Origin of the sequence: Terrabacter terrae (assembly GCF_039529575.1) — a bacterium.
In the GTDB taxonomy this organism is placed as follows: Bacteria; Actinomycetota; Actinomycetes; order Actinomycetales; family Dermatophilaceae; genus Terrabacter; species Terrabacter terrae.
Genome location: NZ_BAAANB010000002.1, coordinates 64,623 through 84,281 on the forward strand (window position 1 = coordinate 64,623; position 19,659 = coordinate 84,281).

Annotated in this window: 22 protein-coding genes and 1 riboswitch; of the genes, 19 read left to right on the top strand and 3 right to left on the bottom strand. The window is 73.0% G+C overall.

Annotated elements, in window-relative coordinates; all coding sequences use genetic code 11:
* The first annotated feature begins 22 nt into the window (after positions 1-22).
* From ABD194_RS04680 to ABD194_RS04695, 4 genes are all read left to right on the top strand, one after another.
* Positions 23-1,282: a saccharopine dehydrogenase family protein gene (locus ABD194_RS04680; protein WP_343988400.1), complete on the top strand. Its 1,260-nt coding sequence runs from the start codon at positions 23-25 to the stop codon at positions 1,280-1,282.
* Between the two features lie 77 nt (positions 1,283-1,359).
* Positions 1,360-2,013 carry a nucleotidyltransferase domain-containing protein gene (locus ABD194_RS04685; protein WP_343988403.1) on the top strand — a complete coding sequence of 218 codons (654 nt, stop codon included), beginning with the start codon at positions 1,360-1,362 and terminating at the stop codon, positions 2,011-2,013.
* A gap of 95 nt (positions 2,014-2,108) precedes the next feature.
* Complete coding sequence (locus ABD194_RS04690; RefSeq protein ID WP_343988406.1) at positions 2,109-2,336, top strand: hypothetical protein; 228 nt, start codon at positions 2,109-2,111, stop codon at positions 2,334-2,336.
* Between the two features lie 19 nt (positions 2,337-2,355).
* Positions 2,356-2,724 carry a VOC family protein gene (locus ABD194_RS04695; protein ID WP_343988408.1) on the top strand — a complete coding sequence of 123 codons (369 nt, stop codon included), beginning with the start codon at positions 2,356-2,358 and terminating at the stop codon, positions 2,722-2,724.
* Positions 2,725-2,790: 66 nt separating this feature from the next.
* Here ABD194_RS04695 and ABD194_RS04700 read toward each other — a convergent pair whose 3' ends face one another.
* The 3 genes from ABD194_RS04700 to ABD194_RS04710 form a co-directional block, all read right to left on the bottom strand.
* Positions 2,791-5,004, bottom strand: coding sequence for an FUSC family protein (locus ABD194_RS04700; RefSeq protein WP_343988410.1), 2,214 nt, complete (start codon positions 5,002-5,004; stop codon positions 2,791-2,793).
* Between the two features lie 103 nt (positions 5,005-5,107).
* The gene (locus ABD194_RS04705) at positions 5,108-5,947 is read right to left on the bottom strand and encodes a class I SAM-dependent methyltransferase (protein ID WP_343988413.1); all 840 of its coding nucleotides are present in this window, start codon (positions 5,945-5,947) and stop codon (positions 5,108-5,110) included.
* Positions 5,944-6,984, bottom strand: a complete 1,041-nt coding sequence (locus tag ABD194_RS04710; protein ID WP_343988417.1) for a methylenetetrahydrofolate reductase C-terminal domain-containing protein — start codon at positions 6,982-6,984, stop codon at positions 5,944-5,946. Before ABD194_RS04710 ends, ABD194_RS04705 begins: the two co-directional genes overlap by 4 nt.
* A gap of 120 nt (positions 6,985-7,104) precedes the next feature.
* On the opposite strand from ABD194_RS04710, the gene ABD194_RS04715 reads away from it, so the two are divergent.
* The 15 genes from ABD194_RS04715 to ABD194_RS04785 all read left to right on the top strand — a co-directional run bounded on the left by ABD194_RS04715 (position 7,105) and on the right by ABD194_RS04785 (position 19,651).
* Positions 7,105-7,647, top strand: coding sequence for an ArsR/SmtB family transcription factor (locus tag ABD194_RS04715; protein ID WP_343988420.1), 543 nt, complete (start codon positions 7,105-7,107; stop codon positions 7,645-7,647).
* Positions 7,644-8,954 carry an MFS transporter gene (locus ABD194_RS04720; RefSeq protein WP_343988423.1) on the top strand — a complete coding sequence of 437 codons (1,311 nt, stop codon included), beginning with the start codon at positions 7,644-7,646 and terminating at the stop codon, positions 8,952-8,954. The genes ABD194_RS04715 and ABD194_RS04720 overlap by 4 nt, the downstream gene beginning before the upstream one ends.
* A gap of 41 nt (positions 8,955-8,995) precedes the next feature.
* On the top strand, positions 8,996-9,541 hold the full coding sequence (def, locus tag ABD194_RS04725; RefSeq protein ID WP_343988426.1) for a peptide deformylase: 546 nt from the start codon (positions 8,996-8,998) through the stop codon (positions 9,539-9,541).
* A gap of 1 nt (position 9,542) precedes the next feature.
* Entirely contained in the window at positions 9,543-10,490 is a 948-nt protein-coding gene (fmt, locus tag ABD194_RS04730; protein ID WP_343988429.1) for a methionyl-tRNA formyltransferase, read from the top strand.
* Entirely contained in the window at positions 10,483-12,048 is a 1,566-nt protein-coding gene (locus ABD194_RS04735; protein ID WP_343988432.1) for an RsmB/NOP family class I SAM-dependent RNA methyltransferase, read from the top strand. Before fmt ends, ABD194_RS04735 begins: the two co-directional genes overlap by 8 nt.
* Before the next feature lie 122 nt (positions 12,049-12,170).
* Positions 12,171-12,827, top strand: coding sequence for a ribulose-phosphate 3-epimerase (gene rpe / locus ABD194_RS04740; RefSeq protein WP_343988435.1), 657 nt, complete (start codon positions 12,171-12,173; stop codon positions 12,825-12,827).
* A gap of 100 nt (positions 12,828-12,927) precedes the next feature.
* Positions 12,928-13,056, top strand: a riboswitch (FMN riboswitch).
* Positions 13,057-13,139: 83 nt separating this feature from the next.
* On the top strand, positions 13,140-13,934 hold the full coding sequence (gene pnuC, locus ABD194_RS04745; protein ID WP_425579948.1) for a nicotinamide riboside transporter PnuC: 795 nt from the start codon (positions 13,140-13,142) through the stop codon (positions 13,932-13,934).
* A gap of 15 nt (positions 13,935-13,949) precedes the next feature.
* Positions 13,950-15,002 carry a bifunctional diaminohydroxyphosphoribosylaminopyrimidine deaminase/5-amino-6-(5-phosphoribosylamino)uracil reductase RibD gene (ribD, locus tag ABD194_RS04750; RefSeq protein WP_343988438.1) on the top strand — a complete coding sequence of 351 codons (1,053 nt, stop codon included), beginning with the start codon at positions 13,950-13,952 and terminating at the stop codon, positions 15,000-15,002.
* A gap of 11 nt (positions 15,003-15,013) precedes the next feature.
* Complete coding sequence (locus ABD194_RS04755) at positions 15,014-15,619, top strand: riboflavin synthase (RefSeq protein ID WP_343988441.1); 606 nt, start codon at positions 15,014-15,016, stop codon at positions 15,617-15,619.
* The gene (ribB, locus tag ABD194_RS04760) at positions 15,616-16,863 is read left to right on the top strand and encodes a 3,4-dihydroxy-2-butanone-4-phosphate synthase (RefSeq protein ID WP_343988444.1); all 1,248 of its coding nucleotides are present in this window, start codon (positions 15,616-15,618) and stop codon (positions 16,861-16,863) included. Before ABD194_RS04755 ends, ribB begins: the two co-directional genes overlap by 4 nt.
* Positions 16,860-17,330 carry a 6,7-dimethyl-8-ribityllumazine synthase gene (ribH, locus tag ABD194_RS04765; RefSeq protein WP_343988447.1) on the top strand — a complete coding sequence of 157 codons (471 nt, stop codon included), beginning with the start codon at positions 16,860-16,862 and terminating at the stop codon, positions 17,328-17,330. Before ribB ends, ribH begins: the two co-directional genes overlap by 4 nt.
* Positions 17,331-17,432: 102 nt before the next feature.
* On the top strand, positions 17,433-17,696 hold the full coding sequence (locus ABD194_RS04770) for a phosphoribosyl-ATP diphosphatase (protein ID WP_343988450.1): 264 nt from the start codon (positions 17,433-17,435) through the stop codon (positions 17,694-17,696).
* A 14-nt stretch (positions 17,697-17,710) separates the two neighbouring features.
* Complete coding sequence (gene hisG / locus ABD194_RS04775; protein WP_343988453.1) at positions 17,711-18,556, top strand: ATP phosphoribosyltransferase; 846 nt, start codon at positions 17,711-17,713, stop codon at positions 18,554-18,556.
* Between the two features lie 43 nt (positions 18,557-18,599).
* Positions 18,600-19,106: a PH domain-containing protein gene (locus ABD194_RS04780; protein ID WP_343988456.1), complete on the top strand. Its 507-nt coding sequence runs from the start codon at positions 18,600-18,602 to the stop codon at positions 19,104-19,106.
* A complete protein-coding gene (locus ABD194_RS04785; protein ID WP_343988459.1) occupies positions 19,103-19,651 on the top strand; it encodes a flavin reductase family protein in 549 nt (182 codons plus the stop codon). Before ABD194_RS04780 ends, ABD194_RS04785 begins: the two co-directional genes overlap by 4 nt.
* Positions 19,652-19,659: the final 8 nt, after the last annotated feature.

The window sequence follows — 19,659 nt, forward strand, 5'->3', positions numbered from 1 at the left end:
GCCGTCGTGACAGAGTGACGGCATGCCCGAACGCGAGCTCGACATCGTCCTCTACGGCGCCACCGGCTTCGTCGGTGCCCTCACCGCGTCGCACCTGGCTCGCAACGCCGGTCCGGGGCTGGGGGTCGCTCTCGCCGGCCGGTCCCGTGAGCGGCTGGAGGCCCTGCGCATCGAGCTCGGCTCGGCGGCGTCCGCGTGGGAGCTGGTGACGGTGGACGCCTCCGACGCGGTGGGGCTGCGTGCACTCGCCGGGCGCACCCGGGTGCTCGCGACCACGGTGGGGCCCTACACGGCATACGGCACGGAGGTTGCCCGAGTCTGCGCCGAGGCGGGCACCCACTACGCCGACCTGACGGGCGAGGTGCTCTTCGTGCGCTGGTCGCTCGACGAGCTCGACGACCGCGCGCGCGAGAGCGGAGCCGCCATCGTGCACGCCTGCGGCTTCGACTCCATCCCGTCCGACCTCGGCGTCCTCGTGACCGCCCGGCGTGCCGCGGCCGACGGTGAGGGCACCCTGGCCGACACCACGCTCCTCGTCCGGTCCATGAAGGGCGGCCTCTCCGGCGGCACGGTGGACTCGATGCGGCAGCAGGCGATCACGATGCGCTCCGACCCCGCGGCACGCCGAGTGGTCAGTGACGCGTACGGCCTCAGCCCCCGGCGTGCCGAGGAGCCGTCCTCCGGTCGGCGCCGCGGCGCCGACGGCGTGCTGGGCCGGCTGCGTCGCCTCGTCCCCGTCGACCGCGACGCCGGCACCGGGCGGTGGACCGGGCCCTTCGTCATGGCCTCCTTCAACACCCGCATCGTGCGACTGTCGAACACCCTCTCCGACTGGTCCTACGGTCGCGGGCTGCGCTACCGGGAGGCGACCGACTTCGGCTCCGGACCCATGTCGCCGGTGATGGCCGCCGGTATGGCGGTGGGTCTCGGCGGCGCCGTGGCCGGCCTGTCGTTCTCGCCGACCCGTGCGCTCCTCGACCGGTTCCTGCCGGCGCCGGGGGAGGGACCGAGCCCGGAGAGCCGGGCAGCCGGCCGCTTCCGCATGGAGATCCACGCCACCACGACGACCGGAGCCCGCTACCGCACGCGCGTCGGCGCCGACTACGACCCCGGCTACGGCGGCACGGCAGTGATGCTCGGCCAGACGGTCCTGGCCCTGGCGCTGGACGACCGGGTCCCCCAGCGTGTCGGGGTGTGCACGCCGGCCACGGCGCTGGGCGAGGTCCTCGTGGAAAGGTTGCGGGCACAGGGCTTCACCTTCGACGTCGAACGCGAGGGGTAGCGCCGGGACGCTGCCGAGAGGCCGTCGTCCGGAGCATGCCGACGTGGATCTCGCGCCCAGCGGTACTGTGCGTGACCGTGCCGCCGAGACCGCCCGCAGCAGAGCCACCCGCCATTCGTGCCCTCGGACCCGAGGACTTCCTGCGCTGGTACGGCGGCTGGGACCCGCTGGACCCCTCCTCGGTCGCAGCCTTCATGGACGGCTTCGACCGGCCCTGGTGGATCGTCGGAGGGTGGAGTCTCGAGGCGTTCACGGGCGTCGGCCGCGAGCACGAGGACATGGACATCTCGATCCTGTCCGGCGACGCGGAGGCCTTTCGGCTCTTCCTCGGCGACCGCTGGACGCCGTGGAACGTCGACGACAGCTGGTTCCGGCCCTTCGACCACCGCTTCACCGATGTTCGACCCGACAGCCAGGTGTGGGTCCGCCGGGATGCACGGTCGCCCTGGGTCCTCGACGTGCCCTTCACACCTGAGAGCGACGGCCGCTGGAGCAACAAGAGGAACCTCGCGCACACCGAGGACCTCGAGGACGTCACCTGGGTCGCGCCGGACGGGCTTCGCTACGCCCGACCTGAGGTCACCTTGATGTTCAAGGCCGCGCAGGCCAGGGACAAGGACCGACGGGACGTGGACGTCAGCCTCCCGCGGCTCGACGCGCGGGCCAGGCGATGGCTCCGAGACGCCGTCGCGCAGTTCGACCCGACCCACGAGTGGGTGCGCACCCTCTGAGCGCCGGCGGCCCGAGACGTCCTCTTGCGAGCCCACGTCCTTGACAAACGTCCTGCCGCTGCCCTCCCATCGAAGGGTCGAGATGGAGGCTGGCGATGTACGGATACACGCTCCACTTCCCTGCACCGATCGAGGCGTACCTGGCCATGCACCAGGCGGTTCTGCAGGTGCTCGCCGAGGAAGGCGGCGGCGATGGCCTGCTCGTCCACGTCGCCTATCCCACCGACCGAGGCTTCGACCTCACCGAGGTGTGGGAGTCCAAGGAGCACCTGGACGCCTTCAACCGCGAGGTCGGTGCGGGTCATCTCGCGCACGACACGTGACGTCGGCAGGATCGTGAGCGTGATCGGACGCAGGCACCACACCGTCATCGACTGCCCCCACCCGCGCGCCCTGGCGCAGTTCTACGCGGCACTGCTCGGGCAGCCGATCACCTACGACAGCCCGGACTGGGTCGTGGTGTCCGACAGCGACCAGTCCTCGGGGCTTGCCTTCCAGCTGGCACCGGACCACCGGCCACCGACGTGGCCCGGTCCCGACGTGCCACAGCAGGTGCATCTCGACGTCATGGTCGATGACGTCGAGGCGGCAACGCCACTGGTGCTCGCGCTCGGCGCACGCCGGCTGGATGACACCGTGTTCGCCGACCCCGCCGGGCACCCGTTCTGTCTGGTACCGCGCCCGCACTGGGCCCCGCCCGTCTCGAGCTGACGACCTCGGTCTTCGGTCAGCCGTGGCGGTGACCTCAGCGACGCACCGTGCTGCGGACGAGGCGACTCACGGAGTGGCCAGCAACGTGAGAGCGTCTGCCACGCGGCCGATCTCGATGCTGGCCGGTCCGGTTCCCGAGCTCTCGTCCGCAAGAGCGGCCACCAGCGTCGTGACGCGCTCTCGGGCTTCGGCCACAGCGGCACCGAGCTCCGAGGGCGCGGGCAGCGCGCCGAGCTCGGCGAGGCTGCGGGCCTGCGCCGCGAGGTCGCAGCAGGCGGTCGCCAGCGCGGGGGAGGCGATTGCGGACTCGGTCACCACGACGGCGAGCGCCCGCGCGTGCCCGCCGCAGGCACCGAGGACACTGAGCCGGTGGCGCAGCCGTCCCCGGTCGACACCGACCAGTCCGCCGCGGGCGACGGCGCGGTAGGTGTTCACGACCTGCCGTCCCCACGCGTCGAGGGCGACGGCCTGCGCCAGGAGGTCGCTGCTCCGGTCGGCTCGCAGGTGGTCGGCGCATCCGTCCAGCAGGTCGGCCAGCTGCACGAGGAAGCCGGAGCGGGCCGCCCGTGCGGTGGCGCGCGTACCCGTCGGCAGGACCAGGATCGAGACGGCGACCCCGATGGCCGCACCCGCGGCGGTCTCCTCCAGGCGGAGGACGAGCACGGCGTCGGTGAAGGTGTTCAGCAACGTGTACATCTGCCCCAGGAGCAGGGTGATGAAGAAGATCATGGCGGCGTACGACAGCCGTTGCACGTAGAACGCCAGGAAGATGCAGGCGAACAACGCGGTCAGGACCGCGATGGGATGACCCGTCGTCACGTGCGCCAGGGCGATCGCCCCGACCAGTCCCGCCATGGTCCCCGCCACCCGGGCGATGCTGCGGCGGAAGGTCTCACCGGCGTTGGACGCGCCGGTGAAGGCGATGAAGGCGGCGATGACCGCCCAGTAGTACCGCTGGGCGGAGATGAGCTCGCCGACGAGAATGGCGAGCGCAGCCGCGAGGGCCGCCTGCACCGCCTGGCGCGTCGTCAGCTCCAGACGGGCGAACGACCACCGTGCCCGGTCGCCCGTGTCCTCGAACAGGTTCGAGGCGACCGCTGCCGACCCCGGCAGGTTGCCGGCGAACAAGGTGACGACCGGCTCGAAGTCGGCGTCGCCGTCGGCCGCGTCGAGAGGGTCCTCATCCGCGCGGGTGGTCGTCGGGTCGTCCAGCAGTCCGGTGTCCCACTGCTCCACCAGCCGCAGCAGGTCCGAGGCTGCCCACGTGAGCCGGCGAAGCGCCGGCACCTGCGAGGGACCTGGCAGCCCGAGGGTGTCGACCCGGTGCCGCGCCTGCTCGCCGGCGCCCCATCCGAGCGACTGGAGCAGGCGGACAATCTCGCTGAGCTGTCCGGCGGGCAGCTGGTCCTTGTGGCGCGCGAGGTCCACCACCGCGGCGGCCGCCTCATCCATGGCGATCTCGATGTCGACGGCCCAGCGGCGCACCTGCCCGCGCCGCAGACCGGCGGGGACGGCGCGCGGGTCTGCGAGCTGGCCGTCCATGAGCAGGGCGATCTCCGAGAGCTGCACCAGCTGCGTGCGCAGCCGGCGCTGGGGCCCGGCCGCTTCGGGCTCGTCGAGGACGTCGATCATCGCCGCGATCCCGGCACGGGCCCGGGCGCGGAGCGCCTCGACGGTGCGCCGCAGACGCACGCGCGGGTTGCCCCGCAGGACCGTCACCAGCAGCAGCGCCACCCACGCGGCCGCGACGACGACGGCGGAGAGCAGGAACGGCAGGGCGGTCGGCGGCGGGTGAAGGAAGAGGGCGAAGAAGAAGCCCTGCCAGGTGAGGAAGCCGTAGGTGAACCAGCGCGGCCCGAATCGGCGCACCCACACCGCGACGAAGGACACGACGACGAACGTGACCAGGCCGAGCACGTGCCGGGTGGACGTCACGACGCCCAGCGTCACTCCCACCGAGGCGGCGACGGGCACGCCGGCCATGGTGCCGAGCGTCGCCGTGCGGGAAGGTTCGCTGACCAGGGTGGATACGAGCATGGCCACGATCGCCCCCAGCAGCACCGCCATGGTGACGGGGAGACCGAGCGCGCGGGCGTACACGGACTCCACGAGCACCGTCGTGCCGACGGCGAGCACCGCCCTGAGCGCCTGCCGGAGCCGTCCGAGTCCCGGGTCGGAGGCCACCAGCCGGTCGCGGGCGTCACGCAGACCGGTCCTGAGCCGGCCCGCACCAAGCTGCGGCAGCACCCGGGACCAGCCTGCAGCGGTGGGTGAGTGCACGAGAGCCGATCCTTCCAGACCCCCGGGAAGCGTCAGCCGCCGGTTCGACGCGACGTGCCCGCGCCGACTGGCAGCCACCCCCGGTGCCGACGGGGACGGCGGATCAGGCCGCTGCCACCACGAGCATGCGCCCGCGCACCTCACCGGCCGAGAGCAGCGAGCCCATCCGGCTGGACTGCTCCTCGGCCACCTGCCAGCGCGGGTCGTCCCCGTGGCGACGCTCGAGCTCGGCCTGCACCTTGCCCGTGACCTCTTCCCAGTCGGCGGGGAACGCGGCGAAGTGGTCGGTCCAGCCGCTGGTCAGCACCCGCAGCGACGCCCCGTCGAGCATGGCCTCCAGAGCCTCGACGGTGGGGAAGTCGTTGCCCTCCGGCTGCTCGAGACGAAGTGCCCCGGGACGGGCCGCGCAGTAGACGACCAGTCCGAAGCGCGAGGCCGGGCGCAGCACCCGCCGCAGCTCCGCGAGGTAGGCCGGCTGGTCGTCCACCGTGCACAGCACCCCCAGGCTCCAGCCGGCTCCGATGGCGCCCGTCGCGATCGGCAGCTGGGTGCCCGCCTGCAGCGCCGGCAGGCCGAACAGGGAGCGCGCGGCTCGGCACGCTCCCGGCGCCGGCTCCGTGAGGACCGGGCGTACGCCCGTCTCCCGCGCCGCGAAAGCGGCTGGTCCGCCGATGCCGGCGCCGCAGTCGAGGAAGGTCTCGTCCAGATCGGGCGCCACCTGGTCGAGCAGCCAGTGCAGGGCGCCGGGGCTGCCGCTGCCCCGGCAGGCCGCCGGGATGCGCTCGTCGGGATCGAGCCCGGCGACCACGTCGGCGGTCCACGCCGCGACCGTGTCGAACTCGGCATCCATGGAGTCCATGGAGTCCATGGAGTCCATGGAGTCCATGGAGTCCATGTCGTCCGTGGAGTCCGTCGGATCCGCGGGGTGGGTCGAGCTGCTCACGGTCGTACTCCTCGCGCTTCCCGGACACGGCGTCCGATCTCGGCCTGGATCTCGGCAGCAGCCTGCACGCCGTCGGCCGAGGCGAGGCCGGAGAGGTTCACCCCGGCCACGCCGTGCATACCCAGCAGCAGGTTCGCCTCGTCCACCGCCGCGGCGATGCCGGCCTCGACCGGGTCGTCTGCCGTCAGCACGCGCTCCCGGCGCTCCGCCGCGATCTCCAGACCCGGCAGGGCGGCCAGCGCGTCCGCCGACCGCTGGTCGGTGAACACGACGACCGAGGCGATCACCGGCATCCGCAGCCCCGCCGCGCGCGCCGCGTCGAGGAACTCCGCGAGCTGCGCCGGCCCGGGCACGTGGTTCAGGGCTCCCACCCGGGCGCCGGCCTCCTGCTTGTGCACCAGCCGCCGGGGGCGCAGCGCCACCGGTCGGGCGGTCGGCGTCTCCGCCACCGCGACGGGAAGCCCGAGCGAGGCGGCGAGGGCAGCCAGCCGCGTCCCGTCGAGGTCGAAGGCCTGCGTCACGTCGGGGCGCACGTCGTAGGCGCGGCCGTCCCCGGTGACGCACAGCACCGTGGCGAGCCCGTCCAGGGCGAGGGCACGCAGCTCCTGCTCGAGGGCGATCCGGTTGCGGTCCCGACAGGCCAACGTCACCCACGGCTCCGCGCCGGCATCCGCGATGAGCCGGGCGAGAGTGCTGGGCGGGAAGTCGACGCGGTCCTGGTGGTCGCCCACCAGCACGGCGTCGCAGCTCCCGGCGAGCAGCCGCGCGGTTGACTGCAGGGTGGCCGCATCCCCCGGGGGCACGCTGAGGTCGGTCAGGACCGTGGGCGGCCGCCAGGCGGAGCGAGGCGGCTCCACGGGCCGCTCGCCGACCCCGGCATCCGAACCGCCCACCGTGGCGACCGGGAGACCGTTCAGCTCATCGAAGACGCACGGCGTCGGGAGCATCTCGCAGCTCCCGTCGTCGCGGACGCCGCCGCACGGGCCGTGGACCATCCGCTTCGGACAGCCGGGGACGCGCTGCTGGGAGAGCTCCACGGGGCCCAGCCTGTCACCCTCCGGTGCGGCATGCCGCGCAGCCGGCGCCGGGGCACGTCAGTGGACGACCGTCAAAGGGTCGCTTGACGGTCGTTCCCGCGACGCGGCATACTCCCAAGCATGTCTTTGGAGGATGACCGCATCAGCGGGCTGCGGGCCACGGCGCACCCGCTGCGGCTGCAGATGCTCTCGCTGCTGACGGGCGCCGAGCTGAGCGCCGCCGAGGTCGCGCGCGAGCTCGACGTCACCCAGGCGAACGCGAGCTACCACCTTCGGCTGCTGCACGCCGCGGGGCTGCTCGAGGTGGCGGGGGAGGAGAGCGTACGCGGAGGGCGGGCCAAGAAGTACCGGCACCGCTGGGACGCCGAACGGCCCCAGGGCAGCCCGCCGGCCAGCGAGGACGAGAGGCTCGCCTACGCACGCGTGCTCGCCGACGCCATCCCTCGCCGGTTGGCCGAGCGCGAGCGCGGGCAGAGGTCGCAGCTCACCGACGCCGAGCTGTGGGTCGAGCCGCCGGTCTGGGAGCGGGTCCTCGACCTCGTCACCGAGGCGAGCCGGCTGCTCCATGCGAGCGCCCGCCCACCGCGTACGGAGGGCACCGTCCGCGCCAGCCTGTCCGTCGCGGCGTTCCGCATGAGCAACGAGAACGGTGGCGCCCGGTGAAGGTCAAGGAGTCGCTCGGCGCACTGTCGGACCGCCGGTTCGCGTGGTACTTCACGGCGCGCACCGTCTCGACGGCCGGCTCCGTCATGGTCCCGGTGGCGCTCGCCTTCGCGGTCCTTCACATCGACCAGTCGGCCGGCGCCCTCGCGCAGGTGCTCGGGGTGCGGACGCTCACGATGGTCGTGTTCCTCCTGGTGGGCGGCGTCGTCGCCGACCGGTTCTCCCGCATCGTCGTGCTGCAGGTCTCGCACGTGCTCACGTGCCTGACGCAGGCGTCGGCGGCGCTCCTCATCATCGGCGGGCACGCGACGTTGACGCAGCTGACCGTTCTCGAGGGCGTCAACGGCGCCGTGTCGGCCTTCACGATGCCCGCGATGATGGGGATCGTCCCGCTCGTCGTCGACCGGGGACGCCTCCAGCAGGCCAACGCTCTGCTCTCGTTCAGCCGCAGCGGACTCGCCGTCGTCGGCCCCGCCGTCGCCGGCCTGCTCGTCGTCGGCGTCGGTCCCGGGTGGGCGCTCGCCGTCGACGCGCTGACGTATGCCGTGGCGATCGTGTGCCTGGCCCGGGTCGGTCTGCAGCGCCGTACCTCCGAGGCGAACGCCCCTCGGCACTCGATGGTGCGTGAGCTGAGGGAGGGGTGGGGCGAGTTCACCCGCCGCGAGTGGCTGTGGGTCGTCGTCCTCGCCTTCGGTCTGACGAACGCCATCCACTCCGGCGTCATCGGTGTGCTCGGCCCGCTGGTCGCGACGTCGAGCCCGTCCATCGGCGAGGCGGGGTGGGGAGTGGTCCTCAGCGCCGAGGCCGTCGGCACCGTGCTGATGACGCTGCTGATGCTGCGGCTCCGGCTCCGTCACCCCTTGCGCGCCGGGATGCTCGCCATCTGCGTCCTCGCCGTGCCGATGGTGCTGCTCGGCGCCGCGCCCGCCCTCGTGCCGGTGGCCGTGGCGTTCTTCCTCGCCGGGGCGGCGGTCGAGGTCTTCGGCGTCGGCTGGAGCACCGCCCTGCACGAGCACGTGCCGGTCACCGTGCTCTCGCGGGTCTCGAGCTACGACGCGCTCGGCTCGTTCGTCGCCATCCCGATCGGCACCTTCGTCTACGGGTGGCTGGCCACGGTCGCCGACACCGAGACGCTGATGCTCGTCAGCGCCGCCGTCTACGTCGTCATCTCACTCTCCGCGCTGCTGTCCCGGTCGGTGCGCGACCTGCGACGCAGCAGCGACGAACGGGAGACGAGCGGCCGCGCGACCGGGGGCGCGAGGGTGATCCCGGTCGCCGTCGAGGCCGACGAGGCGGCACGGTCCTAGACTGGCGGCGCCCCCACCGCCTTCCCCATCCCTGGAGACCAGTGTCGATCAAGGACATCCGACTCTTCGGTGACCCGGTCCTGCGCACCGCCGCAGCCGAGGTGACCGACTTCGACAAGCAGCTGCGCGTGCTCGTCAAGGATCTCGAGGACACCATGCTGGACGCGCCCGGCGTCGGCCTGGCAGCGCCGCAGATCGGGGTGGGCCTGCGCGTCTTCACGTACTGGGTCGACGGTGTGCTGGGCCACCTCGTCAACCCGGTGCTCGACCTGTCGGACGACGAGCAGGGGGGCCCCGAGGGCTGCCTGTCGATCCCCGGTCTCGCCTTCGACACCAGGCGCGCCCTGTCCGTGGTGGCGAAGGGGCAGAACATGCACGGCGAGCCCGTCGTGCTCGAGGGCACGGCGCTGCTCGCCCGGTGCGTCCAGCACGAGACCGACCACCTCGACGGAGTGCTCTTCGTCGACCGGCTCGACACGCAGGCGCGCCGTGAGGCGATGCGCGCCATCCGCGAGGCCGAGTGGTTCGCGGACAACCCGCCGGAGGTGCGGATCAGCCCGCACTCGACCTTCGGCCGGGCGATGTGACGTGAGAGTCGTCTTCGCCGGCACCCCGGAGGCGGCGGTGCCGAGCCTCGAGGCCGTCGCGGCCTCGAGCCACGAGCTCGTCGGCGTGGTCACCCGCCCGGACGCCCCTGCGGGCCGGGGCCGACGCCTGGAGCCCTCACCGGTGCGCCGTCGTGCCGAGGAGCTGGGCGTCCCGGTGCTGACCCCGACGAGAGTCAAGGACCCCGACTTCCTCGACGCCCTGGGCGCTCTCGCCCCCGACGCCTGCCCGGTGGTCGCCTACGGCAACCTCATCCCGCCCGTGGCCCTGACCATCCCGCGCCTCGGGTGGATCAACCTGCACTTCTCCCTCCTCCCCGCCTGGCGCGGTGCCGCCCCCGTGCAGCACGCCATCATGGCCGGTGACGAGATGACGGGCGCCTCCACCTTCGTCATCGAGCGCGGGCTCGACACGGGGCCCGTGCTCGGGGTGATGACCGAGCGCATCCGGCCGACGGACACCGCCGGTGACCTGCTCGGCCGGCTGTCGACAGCCGGCGCGGACCTGCTCGTCGCGACGCTGGACGGGCTCGAGTCGGGCGACCTGGTCGCCGTGCCCCAGCCGTCGGACGGGGTCTCGTCGGCGCCCAAGATCGAGGTGGAGGACGCACGCATCGTCTGGACGCGGCCGGCGTCCGCCGTCGACCGGCTCGTCCGGGGATGCACCCCCGCGCCCGGCGCCTGGACGACGTTCCGTGGGGAGCGGCTCAAGGTGTCGCCCGTGGGCGTCGTCGCGGGCGAGGAGCTCCCGGTCGGGCACCCGTTGGTGGCCGGCCGGCTGCTGGTCACCAAGAAGGCCGTGTTCGTCGGCACCGGCACCGGGCCCGTCCGGCTCGGCACGGTGCAGGCGCACGGGAAGAAGCCGATGTCAGCAGCCGACTGGGCCCGTGGGACGCGGGTCAAGGAGGGAGAGGGGCTCGGCGATGAGTGACCAGAGGGGCGACGGAGGAGCTCCGGGCCGCCGGTCGGGTGGAGAGGGCGGCCGCGGCGACGGGCGGCGCGGCGAGCGGCAGCGGCCGCCGGCGCGCGAGCGCTCGGCCCGCCACCGCTCGGAGCAGCGACCTTCTGAACGGGCCCGACGCACCGACGCCCCACGGCTGGCCGCCTACACGGCGATGCGCGAGGTCGCCGACGGCGCCTACGCCAACCTCGCCCTGCCGAAGCTGTTGCGCGAGAAGGGTATCCGTGGGCGCGACGCGGGTTTCGCCACCGAGCTCGTCTACGGCGCGACGCGCCTGTCGGGCCTCTACGACGCCATCATCGCCTTAGCCGCCGGCCGCCCCGTGGACAAGATCGACTCGAACGTGCTCGACACGCTGCGGCTCGGCGCCCACCAGCTGCTCGGCATGCGCGTGCCGACCCACGCCGCGGTCGACGAGACGGTCGCCCTGGCCCGGCAGGTCAACGGTGCCGGTGCGGCCGGCTTCGTCAACGCCGTCCTGCGCCGCATCAGCGAGCGAGAGCCGGACGAGTGGGTCGACCTCGTCAGCGAGGGCGTCTCCGGCCCCGTCGAACGCCTCGCGCTGCGCACCTCCCACCCGCTGTGGATCGCCAAGGCGCTGCGGGCCGCGCTCATCGGGCACGGCACCGCGCAGCCCGACGCAGTGGAGGGTTCGCTGACCGCCCTCCTCGAGAGCGACAACGCGCCCGCGAAGGTGTCGCTCGCCGCGCGTCCGGGCCTCGCCTCCGTCGACGAGCTCGTGGACGCGGGCGCCGACCGTTCAGGCCTCAGTCCGGTGGGTGCCACCCTCCCGGAAGGCGACCCCGGCGCGATCGCCGCCGTACGCGAGGGGCGCGCAGCGGTGCAGGACGAGGGCTCGCAGCTGCTCGTCCTCGCGCTGACCGCCGCCGACGTCGAGGGGGACGCAACCGCGCACGAGCGCTGGCTCGACCTCTGCGCAGGTCCCGGCGGCAAGGCCGGACTGCTCGCGGCCCTCGCCATCCAGCGACGGATCCCGTTCGTGGCCAACGAGATCAGCGAACACCGTGCGGACCTGGTATGGCAGACGCTGGCTGCCGCGCGCGCCGAGGCCCGCGAGCGTGACGTGAGCCTCAAGGTGCGACACGGCGACGGGCGCGACCTCGGCGAGGTCGAGCCGGCAGGCTTCAGCCGCGTCCTCATCGACGCGCCGTGCACCGGCCTCGGCGCCCTGCGCCGGCGGCCCGAGGCGCGGTGGCGGCGCACCGCGGGCGACGTCGCGGCTCTCGCCGGACTGCAGCGCGAGCTGCTCGCCTCCGGCATCGACGCGACCGCACCGGGCGGCCTGGTCGGCTACGCCACCTGCAGCCCGCACCTCAACGAGACCCGCTTCGTCGTCACCGACGCCCTCAGGAACCGCGACGACGTCGAGCTCGTGGATGCCCGTCCCCTCTTCGTCGACCCGTCCGGGCAGCAGCTGCCCGGTCTTGGGGATGGCCCGTTCGTCCAGCTGTGGCCACACCTGCACGGCACCGACGCCATGTTCTTCGCCCTCCTGCGCAAGCGCTGACGACTCCTCGAACCCGCCGTCCCGGAAGGGCGCGGGCGAGCAGGACCCCCGCGACGGCATACGACAGGCACGACCTCGATGGGGGCGGTCGGCTCGGAGATCACCGCCCCTAGGCTGTGCGCGTGCAGATCTCACCGAGCATCCTGTCCGCCGACTTCGCCAACCTCGCGGCCGAGCTCGGCCGCATCGCCAACGCGGACTGGGCCCACGTCGACGTCATGGACGCCCACTTCGTGCCCAACCTGACGCTCGGCCTGCCCGTCGTCGAGGCCCTGCTGAAGGTCAGCCCGGTCCCGATCGACGCGCACCTCATGATCGAGGACCCCGACCGGTGGGCGCCCGGCTACGCGGAGGCCGGCTGCCAGTCCGTCACCTTCCACGTGGAGGCCGCCCGCGACCCGCGCGCCCTCGCCCGGACGCTGCGCGCGGCCGGGGCGCGCGCCGCGATGGCGCTCAAGCCCGGCACCGACTTCGCCCCCTACGAGGAGCTGCTGAAAGACCTCGACATGGTGCTGGTCATGACCGTCGAGCCGGGCTTCGGCGGGCAGTCGTTCATGGCCGACCAGATGGCCAAGGTGCGGCAGGTGCGCGAGGCCGTCCGCCGGCACGGCGGCGAGATCTGGGTCCAGGTCGACGGGGGCGTGAGCGCTCAGACCATCGAGCAGTGTGCCGACGCGGGCGCCGACGTCTTCGTCGCGGGCTCGGCCGTCTACGGCGCCGAGGACGCCGGGGACGCGGTCGACCAGCTGCGCACGCTGGCCGCCCGGCACCACCACTGAGGGGGCGAACTGACGCGGCGCCACGGACGGCAGCCACGGCGTGGGCGCCGTCACGACGTCGCGGTGTGCGCCTGCCGCACGGGCGGGTGCATACTGGCTGTACGTGCTCCGGGGTCGGTGTAATTCCGAGCCGGCGGTTACAGTCCGCGACCCGACCGCATCCAGCGGCCGGTTGACCTGGTGAAACTCCGGGACCGACGGTGAAAGTCCGGATGGGAGGCAGCACGAGACAGGCCGTCGTGGCCTGGGCCGTCGGCATCGTCAGGCGCGGCCCCGACCACGTGGGCGTGTGGAGTACCCCGGAGTTCGTCCGTGAACCGACGAACCACCAAGGACGAACACCACATGCAGGCTCTAGCTCTGGCCGACCAGACGAAGAACGTCTTCCAACAGGCCATCGACGCGACCATCCCGTTCGGGTCCTACCAGCTGCACTGGCTGGAGCTGATCGGCGTCCTGATCGGGCTCGCCTCGGCCTACCTCGGCATGCGCCGCTGGGTGGCGGCCTGGCCCGTCGGGATCCTCGCGAACATCATGCTGTTCTTCGTCTACCTCGGCGCGGTGTTCGGGGCTGACGAGCGCATCCCGCTCTTCGGGCAGGCCGGGCGGCAGGTCTTCTTCATCGTCACGAGCATCTACGGCTGGTGGCGCTGGGCGAAGGTGCGCCGGCTCAACCACGCGAACGACGCCGGGGGCGTGGCCATCACGCCACGCTGGGCGACGGGGCGCGAGCGGCTCGCCGTCGTCGCGTTCTGGCTCATCGGCACCGTCGTCGTCCACCAGGCCTTCGTCTGGCTGTGGAACCTCTCGCCGAACCCGTTCTTCACCCCCGACTGGTGGTTCTACTGGTGCGACGCCTGGATCTTCGTCGGCTCCATCGTCGCGACGTACGCGATGGCGCGCGGCTGGAACGAGTTCTGGCTGGCCTGGATCGGTGTCGACCTCGTCGGAGTCCCCTTCGCCTTCGCCACCGACTACGTGCCGACCGCCGTGCTCTACACCTTCTACGGCCTCTTCGTCCTCTACGGCTTCACCCAGTGGGTCAAGGTCTCCCGGGGGGTCGAGCAGGGCGACGTCGAGCCCGAGCTCGCCGGGTCGTCCCGCTGAACGCCGGGCTGATCCATGGGTGAGACGTCCGCGTCGACGTGGATGCGGCGGGCCCTGCGGCTCGCCGCGTCCGGCCCGTGGCCCGACCCGAACCCACGCGTCGGCTGCGTCGTCGTCGCGGCGGGCGGCACCGTGGTGGGCGAGGGGTTCCACGACGGCGCCGGTACGCCGCACGCCGAGGTGGGGGCCCTGCGGGCGGCGGGCGCCGCGGCTCGGGGCGCCACCGCCTACGTGACGCTCGAGCCGTGCTCCCACACCGGACGCACCGGTCCGTGCACCGACCTCCTGGTCGCGGCCGGCGTGGCGCGCGTCGTCTTCGCCCAGTCCGACCCGAACCCCGACGCGGCCGGCGGGGCCGAGCGGCTGCAGGCCGCCGGCGTCCAGGTGTCCGCAGGCGTGCTCGCCGACGAGGCGGCCGCCCTCAACGCGCGCTGGGCCCGTACCGTCGTCCTCGGCCGTCCCCTCGTGACGTGGAAGCTCGCGACGACGCTCGACGGCCGGAGCGCGGCCGCGGACGGCACGAGCCAGTGGATCACGGGGGAGGAGGCGCGCGCCGACGTCCACGAGCTGCGGGCCACCCGCGACGCCGTGCTCGTCGGCACCGGCACCGCGCTGACGGACGACCCCCGGCTCACCGTACGTATGCCGGACGGCAGGGTCGCGCCGCACCAGCCCCTCCGGGTGGTGATGGGTCTGCGCGACCTCCTCGAGGGAGCCCGGGTGCACGACGGTCCCGGAACCGTCGTCCGGCTGGTGACGCGTGACCCGCGTGAGGCTCTGGACAGTTTGTGGCACAAGGGCGTTCGCGACGTCTGGCTGGAGGGAGGCCCGACCCTGGCCGCAGCCTTCCTCCGCGCCGGGCTCGTCGACGACGTCTACGCGTACGTCGCCCCCGCGCTCCTCGGAGCCGGACGCGCCACGGTCGTCGACCTCGGCATCCACACCATCGCGGACGCCCTCCGGCTGCGACTCGTCGACGTCGCAGTGGTCGGGGGAGATGTCCGCATCCACGCCGTCCCCGCGCGCGACGACGCCACCACCGACCTCCACCTGCCTGAGAGACCCTGAGGGAGACATCCATGTTCACCGGAATCGTCGAGGAGCTCGGCACCGTCGCCGGCATCGACCACGGCAGCGCCTCGGCGGTGCTGCGCATCGAGGGGCCGCTCGTGGTCTCGGACGCCACGCACGGCGCCTCCATCGCCGTCAACGGCGTGTGCCTCACCGTCACGGAGCACGACGGGACCGGCTTCACCGTCGACGTCATGGCCGAGACCCTCGAGCGGAGCAGCCTCGGCGCCCTTGCTCCGGGTGACCGGGTCAACCTCGAGCGCGCCATGCCCGCCGACGGCCGGTTCGGCGGCCACGTCGTGCAGGGGCACGTGGACGGCACCGCCACCATCACGGCGCGCACGCCCGGGGACCGCTGGGAGACGGTGGACTTCACCCTCCCACCCGACCTCGCGGCATACGTGGTCGAGAAGGGCTCCATCACCGTGGACGGGGTGTCGCTCACGGTGGCGCACGTGGGCGACGACACGTTCGGGGTGTCCCTCATCCCGACGACCCTGGACCTGACCACCTTGGGCCACAAGGGAGTCGGTGACGTCGTCAACCTCGAGGTCGACGTCATCGCCAAGTACGTCGAACGACTGCTGAACCACCGACAGGAGGTCGCGTCATGAGCGGGCTCTCGACGGTCGAGGAGGCGTTCGACGCACTCCGGGCGGGCCGCCCGGTCCTCGTCCTCGACGACGAGGACCGCGAGAACGAGGGCGACCTGGTGCTCGCGGCGCAGACGGGCACCGAGGAGTGGATGGCGTGGACCATCCGGCACTCGTCCGGCTACCTCTGCGCCCCGATGCCCGGCGAGGTCGCCGACGGGCTCGAGCTGCCGCTCATGGTCGCCGAGAACCGCGACCCGCTGCGCACGGCCTACACGGTGTCTGTCGACGCCGCGTCCGGCATCAGCACCGGCATCAGTGCTGCCGACCGGCTCCGGACCGCGCAGGTGCTCGCCGACCCCGACTCCGCACCTGCCGACCTCATCCGGCCCGGGCACATCCTCCCGCTGCGTGCCCGCCCCGGCGGGGTGCTGACGCGCCCGGGTCACACGGAGGCGGCCGTCGACCTCACCCGGCTCGCGGGGCTGTCGCCCGTCGGCGTCATCGGCGAGCTCGTCCACGACGACGGCACGATGATGCGCTTCGACGCCGTGGTGGCGCTCGGGCGCGAGTTCGACCTCCCGGTCATCACGATCGAGCAGCTCGTCGGCCACCGCCAGCGCCTCGACCGCGTCGAGCGGCTCGCGACCACTCGCATCCCGACCGTGCACGGCACCTTCACCGCCCACGGCTACCGCGACACCCTCACGGGCGACGAACACGTAGCCCTGGTCAGCCCGCGCGGGCTGCGCGGCCGCCTCGACCACGGTCCCGTCGTGACCCGCCTGCACTCGGAGTGCCTGACCGGCGACGCGTTCGGGTCCCTGCGCTGCGACTGCGGGCCCCAGCTGCAGGCCTCGCTGGCGCGCGTCGGCCGCGAGGGCGGCGTCGTCGTCTACCTCGGCGGCCACGAGGGCCGCGGAGTCGGCCTCGTGGACAAGCTGCGCGCGTACGCCCAGCAGGACGAGGGCGCCGACACCGTCGACGCGCAGACGGCGCTCGGGCTCCCCGTCGACGCGAGGGAGTACGCCGCCGGCGCGGCGATCCTGCACGACCTCGGCGCGACGCAGGTGGTCCTGCTGACGAACAACCCGAAGAAGGTCGCGGGCCTGCGCACCCTCGGCCTCGACGTCGTCGCGGTCGAGCGGCTCCTCACGCCGATGGGCGAGCACAACGAGCGGTACCTCACGACCAAGCGCGAGCGCCTGGGTCACGACATCCCGGTGCCGAGCGAGCACCACCGCGGCGGCAAGGAGACGGCATGAGGGACGGCGCCCCCACCATCACGACCCACGGCACGGGGCTGCGGGTCGCGGTCGTCGCGGCGAGCTGGCACCAGCAGGTGATGGACGGCCTGCTCGACGGGGCCCGTCGCGGTCTCGCCGACGCCGGTGTGCCGTCCGTTGACGTCGTCCGCGTGCCGGGCACCTTCGAGCTGCCCGTGGCCTGCGCGTCGCTCGCGGGGCGCTACGACGCGCTCGTGGCGCTGGGCGTCGTCATCCGGGGCGGCACGCCGCACTTCGACTACGTGTGCCAGGCGGCGACCGTCGGGATCACGGACGTCTCGGTGCGCACGGCGACCCCGATCGGTTTCGGGGTGCTGACGTGCGACGACGAGGCCCAGGCTCTCGACCGCGCGGGGCTGCCGGGCTCCGCCGAGGACAAGGGCCACGAGGCAGCGTCGGCCGCCGTCGCGACCGTCGTCGCGCTGCGCGGCGTCGCCACCTCGTGAGCGTGTCGCCAGCATGTCGTGAGCACCGTCGTGAGCACCGTCGTGAGCACCGTCGTGAGCACCGTCGGGGGCACGTCCGGCCGGCCCGTAGGCTGGGGCACCGTGAAGAGCTTTGAGCAGCTGTATGCCGAGCTGGCCGAGAAGGCGCAGACCCGGCCCGAGGGTTCGGGCACCGTCGCGCAGCTCGACGCCGGCGTCCACGCGATCGGCAAGAAGATCGTCGAGGAAGCGGCCGAGGTGTGGATGGCCGCCGAGTACGAGTCGAACGACGAGGCCGCCGAGGAGATCAGCCAGCTGCTCTACCACCTGCAGGTCCTCATGCTCGCCAAGGGCATCTCGCTCGACGACGTCTACTCCCACCTCTGAGGACCTCCACCGCCATGCTGCGAATCGCCGTGCCCAACAAGGGCTCCCTGTCCGACGCGACCGTCGAGCTGCTGCGCGAGGCGGGCTACCGCACCCGTCGTGACAGCAAGGAGCTCGTCGTCACCGACGCCGAGAACGAGGTCGAGTTCTTCTACCTGCGCCCCCGTGACATCGCCGTCTACGTCGGCTCGGGCACCGTCGACGCCGGTGTCACCGGCCGCGACCTGCTGCTCGACTCCGGCTCCGCCGCCGTCGAGGTCATGTCGCTGGGCTTCGGGTCCTCGACGTTCCGGTATGCCGGCAGGCCCGGTCTCGTGGCCACCGTCGCTGACATCGCCGGCAAGCGGGTCGCGACGTCGTATGCCGGTCTCGTGCGCGCCGACCTCGCCTCCCGTGGGCTGGCGGCGGAGGTCGTGCGTCTCGACGGCGCCGTCGAGACGGCGATCACCCTCGGCGTCGCGGACTGCATCGCCGACGTGGTCGAGACCGGGACGACGTTGCGACAGCAGGGCCTCGAGGTCTTCGGCGAGCCGATCCTGTGCTCGGAGGCGGTGCTCATCCGCGGCGACCGCCCGGGGGAGGACCAGGCCATCGAGGTGCTCCAGCGCCGCATCGCCGGTGTCATCACGGCGCGGACGTACGTCATGCTCGACTACGACTGCCCCAAGGACCTCGTGGACAAGGCGTGCGAGCTGACGCCCGGACTCGAGTCGCCGACGGTCTCCCCGATGCAGGACGACTCGTGGGTGGCCGTGCGCGCCATGGTGCCGCGGATCGGGCGCAACCGGCTCATGGACGAGCTCTACGACCTCGGCGCCCGGGCTATCCTGGTGACCGACATCGCGGCCTGCCGGCTGTGACCGCGGGGCTCGGCCATGACCGTGCGGCGACGGGCGTGACCCGGTGAGCCGCAGACCTGCACCGCAGCCGGGGGCGCAGCCGGCCCCCGACGCCCTGGCGCCCTTCCGCTCGAGGCGCGGCCGAGCCGTCGCCCTGGGCGCCATGTGGGCCGCGCTCGTCGTCTTCGGCGCCATCGCCGTGGTCCTGTCCAGCCAGGGCGACTCGGGTTGGGGCCCCGGGGACGGGCTGATGTTCTTCGGTCTCGGCGTGCTCATCGCCTTCATCGCCTGGCGCTACGCCTCGATCGTCGCGGTGCCGAGCCGTGCCGGCCTCGTGGTGCGCAACCTGGTGCTGACCCGGACGCTGCAGTGGCCAGAGATCGTCCGCGTGCAGTTCGGCGGTGGCGAGCCGTGGGTGAGCCTCGACCTCGAGGACGGCGACACCGTCGCCGTCATGGCCATCCAGAAGGCCGACGGCCCGGTGGCCGACCGTGAGGCCTCGCGGCTGGCAGCGCTCGTCCAGGCCTTCGGCGAGGCACGGGAGCCCGACCACGGTGAGGGTCTCGGATGACCGGCCAGCCGACGCCGGCGCGGATGCGGCACGCGCTCGGCCACTTCGCCACCGGAGTGACGGTCGTGACCGGCTTCGCCGCGGACGGCGCCCCGGTGGGTTTCGCCTGCCAGTCCTTCGCGTCGGTGTCGCTGCACCCGCCGCTCGTGCTCTTCTGCGCCGACCACCGTGGCCGGTCCTGGCCACGCATGCGCGAGCAGGGCCGGTTCACCGTCAACGTCCTGCGCCACGACCAGCGTGAGCTGATCGCGCGGTTCGGCTCGTCCGACGGCGCGCGCTTCGAGGGCCTGGAGTGGGTTCGCTCGGAGCACGGTGGCCCGAGCCTGCCCGGCGTGCTGATGCGCGTGCACTGCTCGGTGGAGCAGGTGCACGTCGCGGGTGACCACGACGTCGTCGTCGGGCGCGTGCTCGACCTCGAGGACGGCGAGTCGGGCCGCCCCATGCTCTTCTACCGGGGTCGCCTCACCGTCACCGAGCGGCGTACCCCAACGGGTCTCGACGACAGCGAGGCCGGCGCCGAGGCGATGGACGACTACTGGGGCTGAGCCCGGCG